Raw genomic sequence first — 16,231 nt, forward strand, 5'->3', positions numbered from 1 at the left:
ATTTTCAGACATTTTCATATCAATAACTGCCACTTGATCAATTTCAGTTCATTATTCAAAGCATCTTAAGTCAGTCTTTAAACACCTCTCTCTTTTTCAAGCCTTAAATTTACCCATACTCACTACAGAATAGTGATGCATCAATTACGCGGGTGAGGTCATAAATTTCATTTTATTTCTTCAAAATAATTTCTCGCATCTGTCTTAATTAAATTAATTTTTTTAGCTCTAAAGTAATTTATTGCCTATGTCATTATATTTAAAAAGATTTATTTATTAATCCTTTTGTAAAACTTAAATATTACGATTCAAATAATTAGATAAAAAAAATTAGTGAAAAATCCTCTAAGTCCATCCTGTTTTCAGTTACAAACCGCAACAATCATGGCACAAATGGTAATAATAATTAAATTAATAATCATTATCATTCACACCACATAAAAACCTGAGAAGATCTACCATGATCCATGAAAATATTCTCGACTGCATAGGTAAAACGCCACTACTACAATTATCAAGGCTATTCACGCATCAATCGATCTCAGTGATTGCGAAAATGGAATTGTTAAACCCAGGAGGAAGTATTAAAGACCGTCCGGCATTATTCATGCTACAGGAAGGCCTGAAATCTGGAGTGATTAATAAAGATAGTCACATTGTTGAAAGCTCATCAGGGAACTTAGCGATTGCGCTTGCAATGGCTTGCAAAATATATGGATTAAAATTTACTGCCGTTATTGACCCGAAAATAGCCTCAGCAAACTTACAAATGTTGAAGCTCTACAAGGCCAATATCGAAATGGTCTCTGAAAAAGATCAAAACGGCGGTTATTTAAAAACCAGAATCGACACTGTAAAACGACTCTGCCAACAGCTTCCAAATGCTGTTTGGATTAATCAGTATGCCAACCCAAATAACTGGAAAAGCCATTATTTTGGAGAAGCAGAAGAAATCCTAAATCAAATTGATCGCAAGATTGATTACCTCGTGATTGGGGCAAGTACCTCTGGCACGATTATGGGCGTATCTCGTCGCCTTAAAGAAAGATTTCCAGAATTAAAAGTGATCGCAGTCGATATCGTCGGCTCTGTGTTGTTCGGTGGTACATCTGGTCCACGTGAAATTCCTGGGATTGGTGCAAGTACTGTCCCACCGCTACTCTCCCCCGATGAAATTGATGATGTCATTTATGTAGATGACTATGAGTCGGCACTCGGTTGCCGAGAACTTCTTGAGCATGAAGGAATCTTTGCTGGCGGTTCAAGTGGCTCATCAATTTCAGCCATCAAAAAACTGATTCCAACCATTCCTGATGGATCGTGCGTCTTAACACTGTTGCCCGATCGTGGCGATCGTTATCTCGATCTGGTTTATGAAGATGAATGGTTCGAAATGATCAAAAAGCGTCACTTCAATCGAAACTTACGACGCCAAGAAAACCTTACTTTACAAAATGTTGTTTAACCTTCTCCTTAGGAAATATTCATGAGCAATTTGGCTACCCTTCGCTATTTAAGTCAATCAGATTTATTAAATCTTGGCGCAAATCATAGTAATTCATTTATTGAAGCAATTACTGAAGGTTTAACCCTGCATGCAAATAAACAGTTTGTTCAACCTTTAAAACCTTATCTTCGCTGGCAAGGTGCAGACCATATTGCCGACCGTATTATCGCAATGCCTTGTTATTTAGGCGGCAACGACCCGATTGCTGGAATCAAATGGATTGGTTCAAGACAACATAACCCTAAAAAATTCAATATTCCGCGTGCCAGCGCACTGATTGTTTTAAATGACTCAGAAACAAATTATCCAGTTGCGGTGATGGAAGGCAGTCTCATCAGTACCATGCGAACTGCGGCAATTACTGGTGTTTCGATTAAATATCTAGCGAAAAAAGACTTTTCAGACATTACCGTGATTGGCTGCGGACCAATTGCTCAAATGCAGATTAAAACTGTGCTTGAACAATATGCTCAAGTGAAAAAAATCCATTTATTTGATGTAAACCCTGAAGCAGCTGAAAAACTCAAAGCGTTGTTCTTATCGGAATATCCACATCTAGAAATTGAAATTCATGACAGCGCTAAGTCTGCGATTCAACAAGCCGATGTCCTCATTACCTGCACAGTTTCAGATAAACCTTACATTCCATTTGAATGGCTTAAAAAAGGCTGCTTTGTTTCAAATATTTCAATTATGGATATCGAGCCTGAAGTCTTCTTAAAAGTCGACAAAGTGATTGTAGATGACTGGGACCAATCAAACCGAGAAAAGAAAGTCATCAATGTACTGGTTGAAGATGGCTTATTCAGCCGTGAAAAACTACATGCTGAACTTGGCGACATCATTATTGGTCATAAAAACGGCCGCGAACACGAAGATGAAATCATTTTGCTCAACCCAATGGGCATGGCGATTGACGATATTGTCTGCGCTAAATGGTTCTTCAATGCTGCACAAGAACAAAACGTTGGCACGGTTCTACCGCTTTTATAAGAATAGGAATAACTAAAATGTTAGATCGGATTTACACAGCACAACTACAAAAAACGATAGACGCACTCTACATGGAGAATTATGGAGATTTTAAAGATCATATTTCCTATAAAAAGCCTTATCTGGCAATTACTCTCAATGATGAGTTGGAACTCTATTTCAGCTGTTTAAAAGTAGATGGTGTAAATCCTTTCTATGTTACCCAACCCGAAGTTTTTCTTCATAACGTGTTGAGCAATACAACTTCTAAAATTTCTATTTCTGAAGTTTTTAACTATTTAACCCAAGCAACTTGGTGGCCATCTCCACACCATCAAAAAGCGATTAATTATTGGCTAGATAACTTAGTAACGGCTGAAAGAATTCCTCAAATTTTGCAGTCAGCACTTTCATTTTCTTCGCCTTTGATTACTAGTGAATTGCTATCGTTGGTAGCTGATCGTCCATTTCATCCGTTCGCTCACTCAAAAGGTGAACTTGCACCACTCACAACTCAAAAAGAAATTGAGGTGCACTGGTGGGCATTTAAGAAAGATGACGTGATTAATAATATGAAGTCGATTCCTCACAAAGAGCTTCTGTTATCAGAAGTTGAGGAAAGTCTTATTGCTGACAAAATGGCTCAGCTTTCAGATGATTACTTAGCCCTGCCTTTGTTAGAGACGCAACATCGCTATTTAAAGTTTGAAGAAAATAAGTACGACGGTATTGACCTAAACCATTTCACCACAATTGGTTTACCGACTTCTTCTTTAAGAACTCTTATTCACAACACAAACCCGACTCTGCATTTAAAACTTTCAACCAATGCCAAAACATTAGGTGCAATCCGCTCTATGCCAGGCCGTTATTTAATGAATGGTCATACGGCTTATGATTTTTTAAATGACGTCATTAATGAAACTGCTTTATTAAAAAAACGTCTCTTTTTGAGTAATGAAACACATTGGTGGGTACTAGGTAAACAAGAGCCGATTATAAAAAACTTAGGTGTAATTGGTTGCCAAGTCCGACATTTACCGGACTTTTGCCAAGACAAAAACGTCACGCCAATCACTATGTCAGCTTTAAGCTGTACCTACGTTGACCCTTGGGAAACTTTAGGTATTGAAGGTGACAAATGGTCATTACTAAAAGACTTAAGTGTTCATTTTATTCAAACATTCTTAACCCTTTGGGCAAAAGGCATCATGCCTGAATGTCACGGGCAAAACACCATGGTGTGTTATGAAAATAATAAGTTGAAATGCTTTATTTTGCGTGACCACGATACCTTAAGAATATGTACCACAGCCATTGAAGAAAGTGGTTTTACACCTCCGGTTTATACCATTGACACGAGTACACCGAACAATCTTATCTTTACTAAAAATGAAGACTTATTTAATTACTTCATTACCTTAGGGATTCAAATTAATCTCTACCCGATTGCTTTAGCTACCTTGAAATATACGGATCGTACAGAAAGCGATTTTTGGGAGATGGTTCAAGACATTATTCAAGATTTTGTAGAAACCCAACCCATTTCAGAACGAACAAAATCTCAAATTCAAACCTATCTTTTTGACAATAAGACTTGGCCATTCAAACAGCTACTTACGCCTTTACTTGCGCAAGAAAGCGACTCAACAGGTATGCCAAGTAAGATCGGAACTACGCCAAATCCTTATCAGAGCTTATCTGTTTCTAGCTATGAGACCATGGATATCTAAATCATGCGCTCATCTCGCCTAGATCATTTCATTATTTTGCTCTGTCAGTTTTTTTCTACTTTCGGGCTCATGGTGCTTATTCCGATCATGCCGCTCTATATGGAAAAACTGACGGCGCATATGAGTGCTCCCACTATCTGGGCAGGTTTGGCACTCGCGGCTCCAGCCATTGGCAGCTTATTTACAGCACCGATTGTGGGTCACCTATCCGACACATTCGGCCATAAAAAAGCCTTGTTACTTTCTCTGGCTGGTTTCTGTATTTCAATACTACTCATGGCGAGCGCCCAGCATTTATACCTGTTTATTTTCGCGCGAATTTTACTCGGTTTTTGCAGTCTTTCCGTGATTTTAAATGCTTACGTTTCATATCTTTCTAATGAACAACAACGTGGTGCCGCTTTTGGGCAACTACAAAGTAGTGTTGCGCTAGCTTGCCTATGTGGTCCCGTGCTCGGCGGGATATTTATGGATCAATGGCGGGTTGAAGTATTACTCAACACGACAGCATTTGTTGTGATGACACTCATTGTGATTGCGTCATTTGTATTAACCAATCCCGTTAAAATCGAAACCACAAAAACCAAAGAGAAATCTAAGCTTCCAGCTTTCTTTGATAGAACGATTTTTTCATGGTTAAGCGCCGGCATTTTGGTTCAAGCGGGCGGCTTTGGTTTGGTGTCATGCTTTGTTTTATACATTAGTGAAATAAGCCAAAGCACTCACTCATCGTTATCTGCTGCGAGTTTAACGGGAACAATTCATGCGCTTTCATGGGGAGCAGCATTTATTGCTGCAACCTATTGGGGAAAAAGAAATGATGATAAAGGAGATTCTTTTAATAACTTCATTTACGCATCTTTAATTTGCGGCATCACGATTTTCGCATTGATCTGGGTTTCTAATCTCTGGCTGATTCTTGTATTACGACTCATACAAGGCTTCTGCTTTGCAGCCCTTATTCCTTCGATCTTGCACACAATTTCTCTAAAAGCCGGCGCTCAAAGCCAAGGAAAAGTGATTGGTATTTCTAACAGTGCCTTTGTCTTAGGACAACTTATTGGCCCAATCACGATCACGCTCACCTACTCATTTTTCAATATTACTGCTGCATTAATCTGCACCTCACTATTTTTTATCGGTGCGGGATTAGTGGTGATTTTGAACAGATTCTTAATGGATACAATTTTAGAAGAGGCACAAGAATGAACTCAATTATTACAACCGATGCATGGTCTTATAAACTTTTCGAACAGTACCTGAATACTTTCTTTCGTGAACTCAAAGTAAATCTTGAAAAGCATATTATCCCAGCTCAAGATTCTCCTTTATTCACACTGTATGCAGAGTGCCCAGACACCCTGTATTTTGCTTATACTTTTAATGCATCTAACACGATTGTTTATGGTGCAGTTCAGCATCTATCCACCACTGGTTATCATAGATATCAACGTGGTTTTATTCTGCAAAATTTAAACGACAATACATTTGACTCGCTCACCGACCCAAAAAAATTAGTGAAGCTGATTACAGATGAGTTGAATAGTTTATTTAAAGATAAAAACCAAAATAAGAACCTGTACTCCGATATTGCCAATAGTATCGAAAATACAAAATTCTTTTTAGAAAATAGGCCTTCCCAAACAGTAACTAAAGCGTTAAGTGGTTTTCAGGCAACCGAACAAGGCATGTTATATGGTCACCCTTTTCATGTAACCTCTAAAGCCAATTTAGGTTTCTCTAAAGAAGACATGAAAAAGTATAGCCCTGAGTTAGGCGCAAGTTTCCAACTTCATTACTTTGCAATTCATTCTTCTTTAATCCAAAAGCTTGTAAGTGAAGAACAGTCTTCTCACCGTATTGAAGATGTAGTTTTAGAAGCTGCAAAAGATCGTTTGCAAGAAAACTTAGCAAATTACGAGCTAATGCCAACCCATCCTTGGCAAGCTAATTTCTTACTTCAACATCCATCTTTAAAGAAACATTTAGACAGCCAAGACGTGATCTATCTGGGAGTTTTAGGTCAAACCGTATGGCCGACCTCATCCGTTCGTACAGTATGGTTGCCTCAATCGAATCTGTTCTTAAAACTCTCAATTGATGTTCGAATTACCAGTTTCATTCGTAATAACCCAATGGACGAAATGGAACGCGCGATTGATGCGAGCAAAATTATTATTAATCACAAGATTAATGAGCAATATCCAGACCTTATGATTCTGCCGGAGTTAGAGGCAAAAACAGTCAAAATTCCAGAGCTTGAAAGTTCATTTGGCATCCTTTATAGAGCTGGGCTCACGCCAGAGGTATTAGAAAATACCAGAATGCTAGGTGGCTTGGTTGAAGAAAATGAAAACCATGAAATCCCGCTTTTAAGCATTATTCAGCAAGCGGCACCCAACCAAAACCTACAATCAAAAGACGCGAAAGACTTCATTACTTTCTGGTGGAAACAGTACGTTAAAGTTTCACTCATTCCATTAATTGAGTTGTTTGCAAACAAAGGCATTAGTGTAGAAGCGCACATGCAAAACAGTTTAATGGAATTTAAAAACGGCTATCCACATCGCCTTATTCTTCGAGATATGGAAGGCATTAGCATTGTTCCAGAAATGATAGAAGACGACTCATCTATTTCTGAAGATAGTACCGTTTGGTTCTCTCAGAAAGATGCGTGGACCTTTTTAAAATATTACCTTGTGATCAATCACATTGCTCATCTCATCAGTGCAATTGCACGAGTTACCGTGATTGAAGAATCTGAACTTTGGCAAGCCACACGCCTTACGCTCACGCAAGAAAATTTTAGCGCCAAAGGCGAGCAATACCGCGACTTATTAATTAATTCACTCACATTACCAATCAAGGCAAATATGTTAAATACGCTCTACCACAGTGGTGGCAACCCAATCTGGATTGAAGTTGAAAACCCTATTTATAAATATCGCGGCGCAGAAGTGCTTTGCCCTCTTCAACCAACACAACAAACCAATTATAAAACCCTCGCGGAAAATCGCGTGATGGGCCAATTATTAGAAGCACTCATTTTTGAAAATACTTTTAAATACGAGTTTTCTAAAGGTCAGATCAAGTTTTATATTTCCGATACCGTTTTTTATACTTGCGCGGCCAAACGACATTTTAGTTTTAAACGAATTAAGTTAGATCCTTCAAGCTTAGTCCGTTCTGATATTACTTTAGGCACTGAAACTCGCCCTAACTTAAAAACATTACTTGCCGATCTAAAAAATATTATTGAAGCTGACCCAGTTAAATGGCAAAACTTTAATGATGAACTCAATTTAACTTACGTTAAGCATGCGCAAACTTTAGGCCAAGTACCTGCTCAACCTTTAAGAACCTTGCCTTACCTAGAACAAGAAGCACGCATCACCAACGCACATTTATATCACCCAAGTTTTAAATCTCGTATCGGCTTCGATTTAAAAGAAAATCAAAAATATGCACCAGAGCTTTCTCAAGGTTTTACGGTTCAATGGGTGGCAACTCATAACAGTTTATGCAAACTGGTTTTAAGCGAAACCATTAACTTAGAGCAGCTTTATAAACAGCATTTTTCAGAAAAAGATCTACACGCCATTAACGATCAACTGAAAGAGCAAAATGTAGATTTTAAAGATTATATCCTCACCCCAATTCACCCATGGCAGTGGGATAAAATTGTTGAATTATATTATCAAGATGCAATCAGCAACCAACTGATCATTCCGTTAGATATTGAAGGCCCAACGTATTTACCACAGCAGTCGATTCGAACCTTATCAAATATTAGTGATATCTCAGCACTTTCTCTTAAATTAGCAATGAACTTGGTTAATACCTCTACATCTCGTGTATTGGCACCACATACCGTTCAAAATGCGGCAAAAATGAGTGACTGGCTTTATAACATTGTTGAGCAAGATCATATTTTAGAAAAACAGCGCAAGCCTGTTATTTTAAGAGAGATTGGCGGTCTTTCAGTTAACCAGCCGATAGCCCTTCCTGTTCAATACGGCGCACTAGCTTGCATTTGGCGCGAAAGTATTTACAGCTACTTAAAAGAAGGCGAATCAGCAACGCCTGTAACGGGTCTAATGCAAGTTGATACGGACCAAAAACCACTAATCGATGAGTGGATCCAAGAGTATGGTATTGAGTTCTGGTTAGCAAAATTACTTACCAATGCTTATTTACCAATCATGCATATTTTATGGTGCCACGGCCTCGCTTTAGAATCACATGCACAAAATATGGTACTAATTCATAAAAATGGTTTACCCGTTAAAGCGGCTTTGAAAGATTTCCACGATGGAATTCGTTTTAGTCGTCATCTTTTACGTGAGCCGAACCTTTTACCCAACTTACAAGATGCGCCAAAAGAGCACGCCAAGATTAACCCGAACTCGTTCTTGGAAACCCACTCTCCAAATGAGTTAAGAGACTTTACTCAAGATGCGCTTTGGTTTGTAAATCTAGCTGAGTTAGCGATTTTCTTAAATGAACATTATGACTTCGATGAAATCAAATTCTGGACTATGTTAAGAACTATCATCAATCAACACAAAGAAGCTCACCCAGAGTTTGCCGAGCGCTATGAATTGTTTAACTTTACAGATGACACCATTGATATTGAACAACTCGCAAGCCGCCGTTTCCTTCCAGAAATTCGCTTAAGAGTACAAAACACGCCAAACCCGCTCAGCCTGATTAAGGAAATTGAATATGAATAAGTATTCGATTTCTTTTAAGAAACGAATAGCAAATGGCGAGACGCTCTACGGAATCTTTTGTTCCGTAGCTTCTCCAATTAATGTCGAGCAAATGGCACTTGCGGGCTACAACTTTATTATTATCGACTTGGAACATACTTTATTTAGTACGTCTCAAGTCGAGACCATGATTTTAGCCGCTAGAGCCATGAGTCTTGATGTCTTTGTCAGGGTGCCGTTAAACGCCAACCATTTAGTTCTACCTCTGCTCGATGCAGGGGTAACGGGTATTGTTTTTCCGCGTATAGAAAATGCTCAGCAAGCACAAGAAGCCGTGAACTATTGTCACTATATGCCTCTTGGGCAAAGAGGTCTCAACTCGACAAGGTTAAATCGATATGGCATAGATGATTTAGCTAGTTTTGTTCAACACGCAGCAAACGAAACGGTTGTCGTTGCCATGATTGAAAGCTTAGAAGGACTAGAACAACTAGATGAAATATTAAAAGTTGAAGGTATTGATATTATTCTAGAAGGTGCTGCCGACCTTTCCCAATCAATGGGAATGCCATGGCAATCTAGCCATCCAAAAGTGAAAGAAAAAGTTCAAGAGATGTATATAAAGACTAAAAATAGTCAAAAGCATTTCTGTGCTATTCCACGCCAACCTGAAGATATTGCAGCGTGGAAACAACAATCCGTTCAGCTTTTTGTACTCGGTGATGACCGCAGCATTATTCGCCGTGCCCATCAAAATCATTTGAATTCTTATAAAGAAATCTCATAAATTTTCAGTTGTGTAGAGCGATGGGTGCACCTTCCTCTACACAACAATTAATAAAAATAAATTTTATTATTTTTTGTCCAACAACGATATTGTGAATTACAATCATTCTCACTTATAATTCGACAAATTTAAAATCACTCTCAGGGCGAGACAATGGGAAATAAGATAAAAAGTCACAAACTTTTTACGAGGAAGTCTGAAGTAAAAAATATCATTCCACTCCTTTCACTTGGTGGGGCCATTATTCTTTCCAATTCAGCTTTTGCTGCTTCACCTGCTGAAACTACAGAAACAGAAAAGAAACCCGAAGCTCTCCCGACAATTACAATTACTGCTTCACGCGCAGATGAACTTTCTACCTCTGCCAAACAAGTCACCAAGCTAGATGAAAAACAAATTGAACTTTTAAGAAATGGTTCATCTGGAAGTATTGCAACCGTTTTAGCAAAAGCCGTACCGGGCCTGTCAGATTCAAGCCGAACCATTACCGATTACGGTCAAACTTTACGTGGTCGTAATGCTCTCATCTTGGTCGATGGCGTTCCAATGAACCTCACACGTGACACATCACGCGGACTTTCAGCAATTGACCCTGAAAGCATTGCCAACATTGAAGTGATTCGAGGCAGCAACGCAATTTATGGTGGCGGTGCTTCTGGCGGTATTATTTCAATTACCACAAAAGCTGCGGGTGGCGAACCTACAGCAAAAACAGTCGTTGGGCTTCAAACACCTTTAACAAATTTCCGTTCTAATGCTTTAAGTGGCGATATTCATCAATATTTCACAGGCAGCTTTAACGCTTTTGACTATGCACTCGACTTTGGTTACCAACGTATTGGTAGCCCGTACGATGCAAGTGGTGACCGTGTTGCACCTGAACCTAGTCAGGGCGATTTATATGATGCCGATGCTTACAGCGTAGGTGGTAAACTTGGTTATCATATTGATGACAATCAATACTTACAATTTGCTGCAAACTACTATAATGCCGAGCAAGACTCAGATTATGCATCTGACACAAGTGTTAAGAATACCCCTGCCGGAACTGTACCAGCCAAAGCCATTAAAGGCTTAAAGCTTAAAGACCAGACTAAAAACGAAAACCAAATCTACAATTTAACCTATAACCATAAAGACTTTTTTGGCAATAAAGTTGATGCTCAAATTTATTACCGTGACTTCTTTACCCGTTTTTCACCATTTGACGCACGTGTTGCTCCAGGTAAAGTCAGCCCACGTGGTGGACAAGTGGATCAGGTTTATCAAGAAAATAACGTACTCGGTAGCCGCTTAACTGTGACCACACCGCTTGAGTTTTTAGGTGATACATCCCTAGTTTGGGGTGGTGACTTTAGCCGCGAAAAAAGCGAAATGCCTTTAGATATTTTCGATCCTGATATTTATGATCAATCTGGTGGCTTAGAGTTTGTAAAAATTGGCAAACTTATTTATTTACCTGAACTTACCACGCAAAGTTTGGGTGGCTTTGTACAGTTAAAACACCGCTTTAATGACCAATGGTCAGCAGAAGCTGGTACGCGTTATGAAGACAGCTATGCCCAAATTGATAGCTTTGTTCCATTATCACAATTAGGTAAGCCTAACCCTTACACCGTTGAGGGCGGAAAAGTAAAAGCTGATGCATGGTTATACAATGCTAATGTGACTTTCTCTCCAAATGATCAACACTCGATTTATGCATCATTCAACCAAGGTTTCCAGTTGCCTGATGTCGGTGTAGTCATTCGCAATGCCAGCACAGGTTTTAACCTTGGTTCGTCATTCTTAGAACCTGTAAAAGTTGATAACTATGAGTTAGGCTGGAAAGGAAACTTCAATAACTTCTCTTCAAGTTTAGCTGTATTCCACTCTACTTCTGACCTTGGCGCTGTGCAACCAGTAAGTAATAGTTTGGATATGACTAGAACGAAAGAGAAAGTCACTGGTGTTGAAGCAACTTTTGACTATCTTGACGATTCCAATGTTTGGGGAACTGGTGGTAGCGTTACTTGGATGAAAGGCCGTGAAAAACCGCAAAACGGTACAGAACAAGACATGACAGGCTTCCGTATTCCACCATTAAAACTCACAGCTTACGTTTCTTATAGTCCAACTGAAACTTGGACGAATCGTCTACAAGCTACTTACTTCGGTTCAGAAGACTACCGCTTAAACGGTGTAAATAGTTTTGGCCGCTATGATGTAAAAACTTATACAACAGCAGATTTAATCAGTAGCTTTGCGCTTAACAAAAAAGACACTGTGACGATTGGTTTAGAGAACATGTTTAACCGCAAGTACTACCCTCTCTATAGCCAATTATTAAGATCTGGTAATAACACTAGCCATTTAGTAGCAAATGGTGCAACGCTGAAAGTTTCTTATAGCCATAAATGGTAATCAAAAACTGACATTGAATGTGTCACAAAAAGGAGATCAATGCGATCTCCTTTTTTATTAAAAATATTAATTCCTTATCTATTTTTTCCATTATTAACCTGAGGCAAACCCACAGAACCACCCTAGTATTCTGCTAAAAATTTTGTTAACTTGATTTTGTTACATATTCAAGATGCAACTTTTTCATCCAACACTTCCTCTCACTGTGTTTATGAAAACAAGATCAATATGTAGTTTTACCAATATTTTTAATGGGGCAAATCATAATGGAAATCTCACACCGCGAAATTTACGCGCTCGTAGACATTAATAATTGTTATGTGAGTTGTGAGCGACTATTTAATCCCAAACTTATTGGCCTACCAGTTGTAGTACTTTCTAATAACGACGGATGTGTTGTATCACGTAGTGAAGAAGCAAAAAATATGGGTATCAAAATGGGTATTCCATGGTATCAAATCGAACAAGAAGCTCTTCAAGCAGGTGTACACGTCTATTCAAGCAACTACACTTTGTATGCTGAAATGTCACGTCGCTTTTTTTCAGTTCTTGGTGAGTTTTTCTCGCCCGATGATTTAGAAGCTTATTCTATAGATGAATGTTTTATTCGCCTTACCCCTTACCTTCAATCTCTAGATATTCATTCTTATTGTGTCAAAGTCGTAGAAACCTTAGAAGAATGGTTAAGCTTGCCCTGTTGTATTGGCATCGGATATTCAAAAACTCAAGCAAAATTAGCCAATCACTATGCTAAAAAAATTAGAAGCTTTAATAGAATTTGTAATTTCACCACTTTAGATCCTCTGCTTCTTGAAGACCTCATGCAACACACTTCAGTCAAAGAAGTCTGGGGAATTGGCTATCAATTAGTCAAACAATTACGGAGTTATGAGATTTATTCATGCTTAGACTTAACTTTTGCCAATGAGCATCATCTAGCAAAAGCTTTTTCTGTGGTTATGGCACGTACCATTCGTGAGCTAAAAGGCCAATCCTGTATTCAACTTGACGATCCTGCCATCGTCACAAAACGAATTTTAGCTTCACGTAGTTTTGCTCAAGCTTTATCCAGCATTGAGATTATTAAACAAGCACTTATTTTCCATCTCAACCGTGCTCATCGCCGTTTAATGAAACAAGAGCAACTATGTGCCTGCATTCAAGTCATGCTTTATGAAAAAATAGATAAACCACCTTATAAAAAAGCATCTTCTCAAGCGATAGGCTTAAATTATGCAACAGATGATTTATGCATATTAACAAAAGCAGCCATGCAGCAAATAGATGTTTTATATAAAGAAAATAAAAAATATATAAAGATTGGAGTTTTATTTTGTGGTTTGCATCCTCGTCAACATCATATTGATGATTTATGGCAACCTCTTGAGTTGATTCAGCAAAGACAACAATTAATGCAAACACTCAGCACAGTTCGTAACCGATTCGGTAGTCACTATTTACAAGTCGGTTATCATTCCCGTAATCCATCTTGGCACATGAAACAATGCCACCGTTCAAAAAATTATCTAACTCGATGGAATGAGCTATTAGTGATTGGAGAGAACTCTATAGCCGTTACACAAAATACATGAACTGTTTTTGTCAATTCAGTTTAAAATAAGCTTCATTAAATTACTTGAAATTTTGTCATTTTTTAACATTGCTAAATCATCGCAAAATTTACAATATATAAGCCGAATTTGGTATACCCTTTCTGCGACGATGAAAACAAATTATAAAAAAATTGTAGAAACATATGCCATAATAAGCAAACTTTGCAGACATCTTGCAAAGAATATTTGCAACTTTAGAGCTGGAGCAATCTGAATGAGTTCGACCATTTTGGTGATTCATGGACCGAATTTGAATTTGCTGGGAAAACGCGAACCAGAAGTATATGGTCATCTTACCTTAGATGATATTAACCAACAACTTATTAGCCAAGCTCAACAAGCTTCACTCACATTAGATACTTTTCAAAGCAACTGGGAAGGTGCCATTGTTGATCGTATTCATCAGGCACAAACTGAAGGCGTAAAACTTATTATTATTAACCCTGCTGCCCTCACCCACACTTCAGTTGCTCTACGTGATGCCCTACTTGGCGTTGCGATTCCATTCATTGAAGTTCATTTGTCTAATGTCCATGCAAGAGAGACATTCAGACATCATTCTTATTTATCTGATAAAGCAATTGGCGTGATTTGTGGTCTAGGTGCAAAAGGCTATCGTTTTGCGCTCGATTACGCTATTGAAAAAATTCAACCATCTAACCCAAACTAGTTTAGGAATAGTCGCCCATGGATATCCGCAAAATTAAGAAACTCATCGATTTAATGATTGAGTCTGACTTGCAAGCGATCGAAGTTAAAGAAGGTGATCAATCAATCGCTTTAACTCGTCGCAATCCTGTCGTTGCTGCGGCTGGTGTAGCACTTCCGGCTGCTCCTGTTGCAGAAGCACCAGTTGCAAAAACACCGCGTGGAGCAGTTGAAACTTCTCCAATGGTTGGCGTGTTCTACGCTGCTCCAAGCCCAGGTGAAGCACCATTTGTTAAAGTAGGCCAAACAGTATCTGCTGGTGAAACTTTGGGTATTATTGAAGCAATGAAAATCATGAACCCAATTGAAGCAACTCAAAGTGGCGTGATTGAAGAAATTTTAGTGAAAAATGGTGAAGTTATCCAATTCGGTCAACCTTTATTCCGTTATCGCGCGTAATTACCCCGGGGACGTCTATGTTGCAAAAAGTTTTAATTGCAAACCGTGGTGAAATCGCTTTACGTATTACCCGGGCTTGTAAAACATTAGGAATCAAGACTGTTGGTATCTATTCAGATGCCGACAAGGATTTGATGCATTTACGTTTTGTTGATGAAGCAGTATGTATTGGTCCGGGCGCAAGTAGTGATAGCTATTTAAATATCCCGGCAATTATTACTGCTGCAGAAATTACCGGTGCTGATGCTATTCACCCGGGTTATGGTTTCCTTTCAGAAAATGCTGAGTTTGCTGAAATTGTAGAAAGCTCAGGCTTTACTTTTATTGGTCCACGTCCAGAACATATCCGCCTTATGGGGAATAAAGTTTCTGCGATTGTTGCCATGAAAAAAGCTGGCGTACCTACTGTACCAGGTTGCGACCATGCAGTAACCATCCACAATGCCTTGGCAGAAGCGAAAGAAATCGGCTTCCCGCTTATTGTTAAAGCGGCTTCTGGTGGTGGTGGTCGTGGTATGCGTATTGTTGAGCGTGTAGATACACTACTTGAATCAGTTCAAGCAGCGCAGCGCGATGCAGAAATGTGGTTCGGTGATGATACCGTTTACATGGAACGCTTCTTACAAAAACCTCGCCATGTCGAAGTTCAAGTTCTTGGTGATGGTAATGGTCATGCAATTCATTTATATGACCGCGACTGTTCATTACAACGTCGCCATCAAAAAGTACTAGAAGAAGCACCTGCACCAAACCTACCAGAGCAAGCTCGAGCTGATATTTTAGAAGCTTGTGTTCATGCATGTCAGTTGATGCAGTATCGTGGTGCTGGTACGTTTGAATTCTTATTTGAAGACGGTGAATTCTTCTTTATTGAAATGAATACTCGTGTTCAGGTTGAGCACCCTGTAACTGAAATGGTTACCGGTGTCGATATTATTGAACAACAGTTACGTATTGCTGGTGGCCTAGGACTAGAGCTTCAACAAGAAGATATCAAAGTTCAAGGACATGCAATTGAATGCCGTATCAATGCAGAAGATCCTACAACCTTCTTACCTTCACCAGGTAAAATTGAAAGTTTCTATGCGCCAGGCGGCGCTGGTATTCGTTTAGATTCTCATATCTACCCAGAATACAGCATTCCACCTTACTATGACTCTATGATTGCTAAATTGATTTCTCATGGTAAAGACCGTGAAACTTCAATTGCTCGTATGCGTCAAGCACTAGATGAAATGATCCTTACGGGAATTAAAACAAATATTCCTCTGCATAAAGATCTTATTTTGCAAGATAAGAGCTTCTGCTCTCAAGCAATGGATATCCATTACCTTGAAAAACACTTGTTAAAGCAAGTCGAAGAAAAGAAAGCTGAAACTGCATAATAAAAAAAGCCT

At 38.9% G+C, this 16,231-nt stretch carries 11 protein-coding genes; all 11 read left to right on the plus strand.

From position 1 onward, the window contains the following. Positions 1 to 460 precede the first annotated feature (460 nt). The 11 genes from sbnA to accC all read left to right on the plus strand — a co-directional run bounded on the left by sbnA (position 461) and on the right by accC (position 16,219). The gene (gene sbnA, locus RMA94_RS15545) at positions 461 to 1,465 is read left to right on the plus strand and encodes a 2,3-diaminopropionate biosynthesis protein SbnA (RefSeq protein WP_005068826.1); all 1,005 of its coding nucleotides are present in this window, start codon (positions 461 to 463) and stop codon (positions 1,463 to 1,465) included. A gap of 21 nt (positions 1,466 to 1,486) precedes the next feature. Continuing rightward, positions 1,487 to 2,500, plus strand: coding sequence for a 2,3-diaminopropionate biosynthesis protein SbnB (gene sbnB / locus RMA94_RS15550; RefSeq protein WP_311083712.1), 1,014 nt, complete (start codon positions 1,487 to 1,489; stop codon positions 2,498 to 2,500). A gap of 71 nt (positions 2,501 to 2,571) precedes the next feature. Next, positions 2,572 to 4,212 (plus strand): IucA/IucC family protein, encoded by a 1,641-nt coding sequence (locus tag RMA94_RS15555; RefSeq protein ID WP_311084040.1) that lies wholly within the window; start codon positions 2,572 to 2,574, stop codon positions 4,210 to 4,212. A 3-nt stretch (positions 4,213 to 4,215) separates the two neighbouring features. After that, complete coding sequence (locus RMA94_RS15560; RefSeq protein ID WP_311083713.1) at positions 4,216 to 5,421, plus strand: MFS transporter; 1,206 nt, start codon at positions 4,216 to 4,218, stop codon at positions 5,419 to 5,421. Then, positions 5,418 to 8,945 carry an IucA/IucC family protein gene (locus tag RMA94_RS15565; protein ID WP_311083714.1) on the plus strand — a complete coding sequence of 1,176 codons (3,528 nt, stop codon included), beginning with the start codon at positions 5,418 to 5,420 and terminating at the stop codon, positions 8,943 to 8,945. Before RMA94_RS15560 ends, RMA94_RS15565 begins: the two co-directional genes overlap by 4 nt. Then, the gene (locus RMA94_RS15570) at positions 8,938 to 9,711 is read left to right on the plus strand and encodes an aldolase/citrate lyase family protein (protein WP_311083715.1); all 774 of its coding nucleotides are present in this window, start codon (positions 8,938 to 8,940) and stop codon (positions 9,709 to 9,711) included. Before RMA94_RS15565 ends, RMA94_RS15570 begins: the two co-directional genes overlap by 8 nt. Positions 9,712 to 9,864: 153 nt before the next feature. Then, on the plus strand, positions 9,865 to 12,114 hold the full coding sequence (locus RMA94_RS15575; protein WP_311083716.1) for a TonB-dependent receptor: 2,250 nt from the start codon (positions 9,865 to 9,867) through the stop codon (positions 12,112 to 12,114). A 266-nt stretch (positions 12,115 to 12,380) separates the two neighbouring features. Beyond that, positions 12,381 to 13,706, plus strand: a complete 1,326-nt coding sequence (locus RMA94_RS15580) for a Y-family DNA polymerase (protein ID WP_311083717.1) — start codon at positions 12,381 to 12,383, stop codon at positions 13,704 to 13,706. Between the two features lie 235 nt (positions 13,707 to 13,941). Beyond that, positions 13,942 to 14,397, plus strand: a complete 456-nt coding sequence (gene aroQ / locus RMA94_RS15585; protein WP_078220979.1) for a type II 3-dehydroquinate dehydratase — start codon at positions 13,942 to 13,944, stop codon at positions 14,395 to 14,397. 17 nt (positions 14,398 to 14,414) lie between these two features. After that, positions 14,415 to 14,834 (plus strand): acetyl-CoA carboxylase biotin carboxyl carrier protein, encoded by a 420-nt coding sequence (accB, locus tag RMA94_RS15590; protein ID WP_000354611.1) that lies wholly within the window; start codon positions 14,415 to 14,417, stop codon positions 14,832 to 14,834. A gap of 17 nt (positions 14,835 to 14,851) precedes the next feature. Next, entirely contained in the window at positions 14,852 to 16,219 is a 1,368-nt protein-coding gene (gene accC / locus RMA94_RS15595; protein ID WP_002115704.1) for an acetyl-CoA carboxylase biotin carboxylase subunit, read from the plus strand. The last annotated feature ends 12 nt before the right edge of the window (positions 16,220 to 16,231 follow it).

The organism is Acinetobacter sp. V115_6, from assembly GCF_031799025.1.
Lineage (GTDB): Bacteria > Pseudomonadota > Gammaproteobacteria > Pseudomonadales > Moraxellaceae > Acinetobacter > Acinetobacter pittii.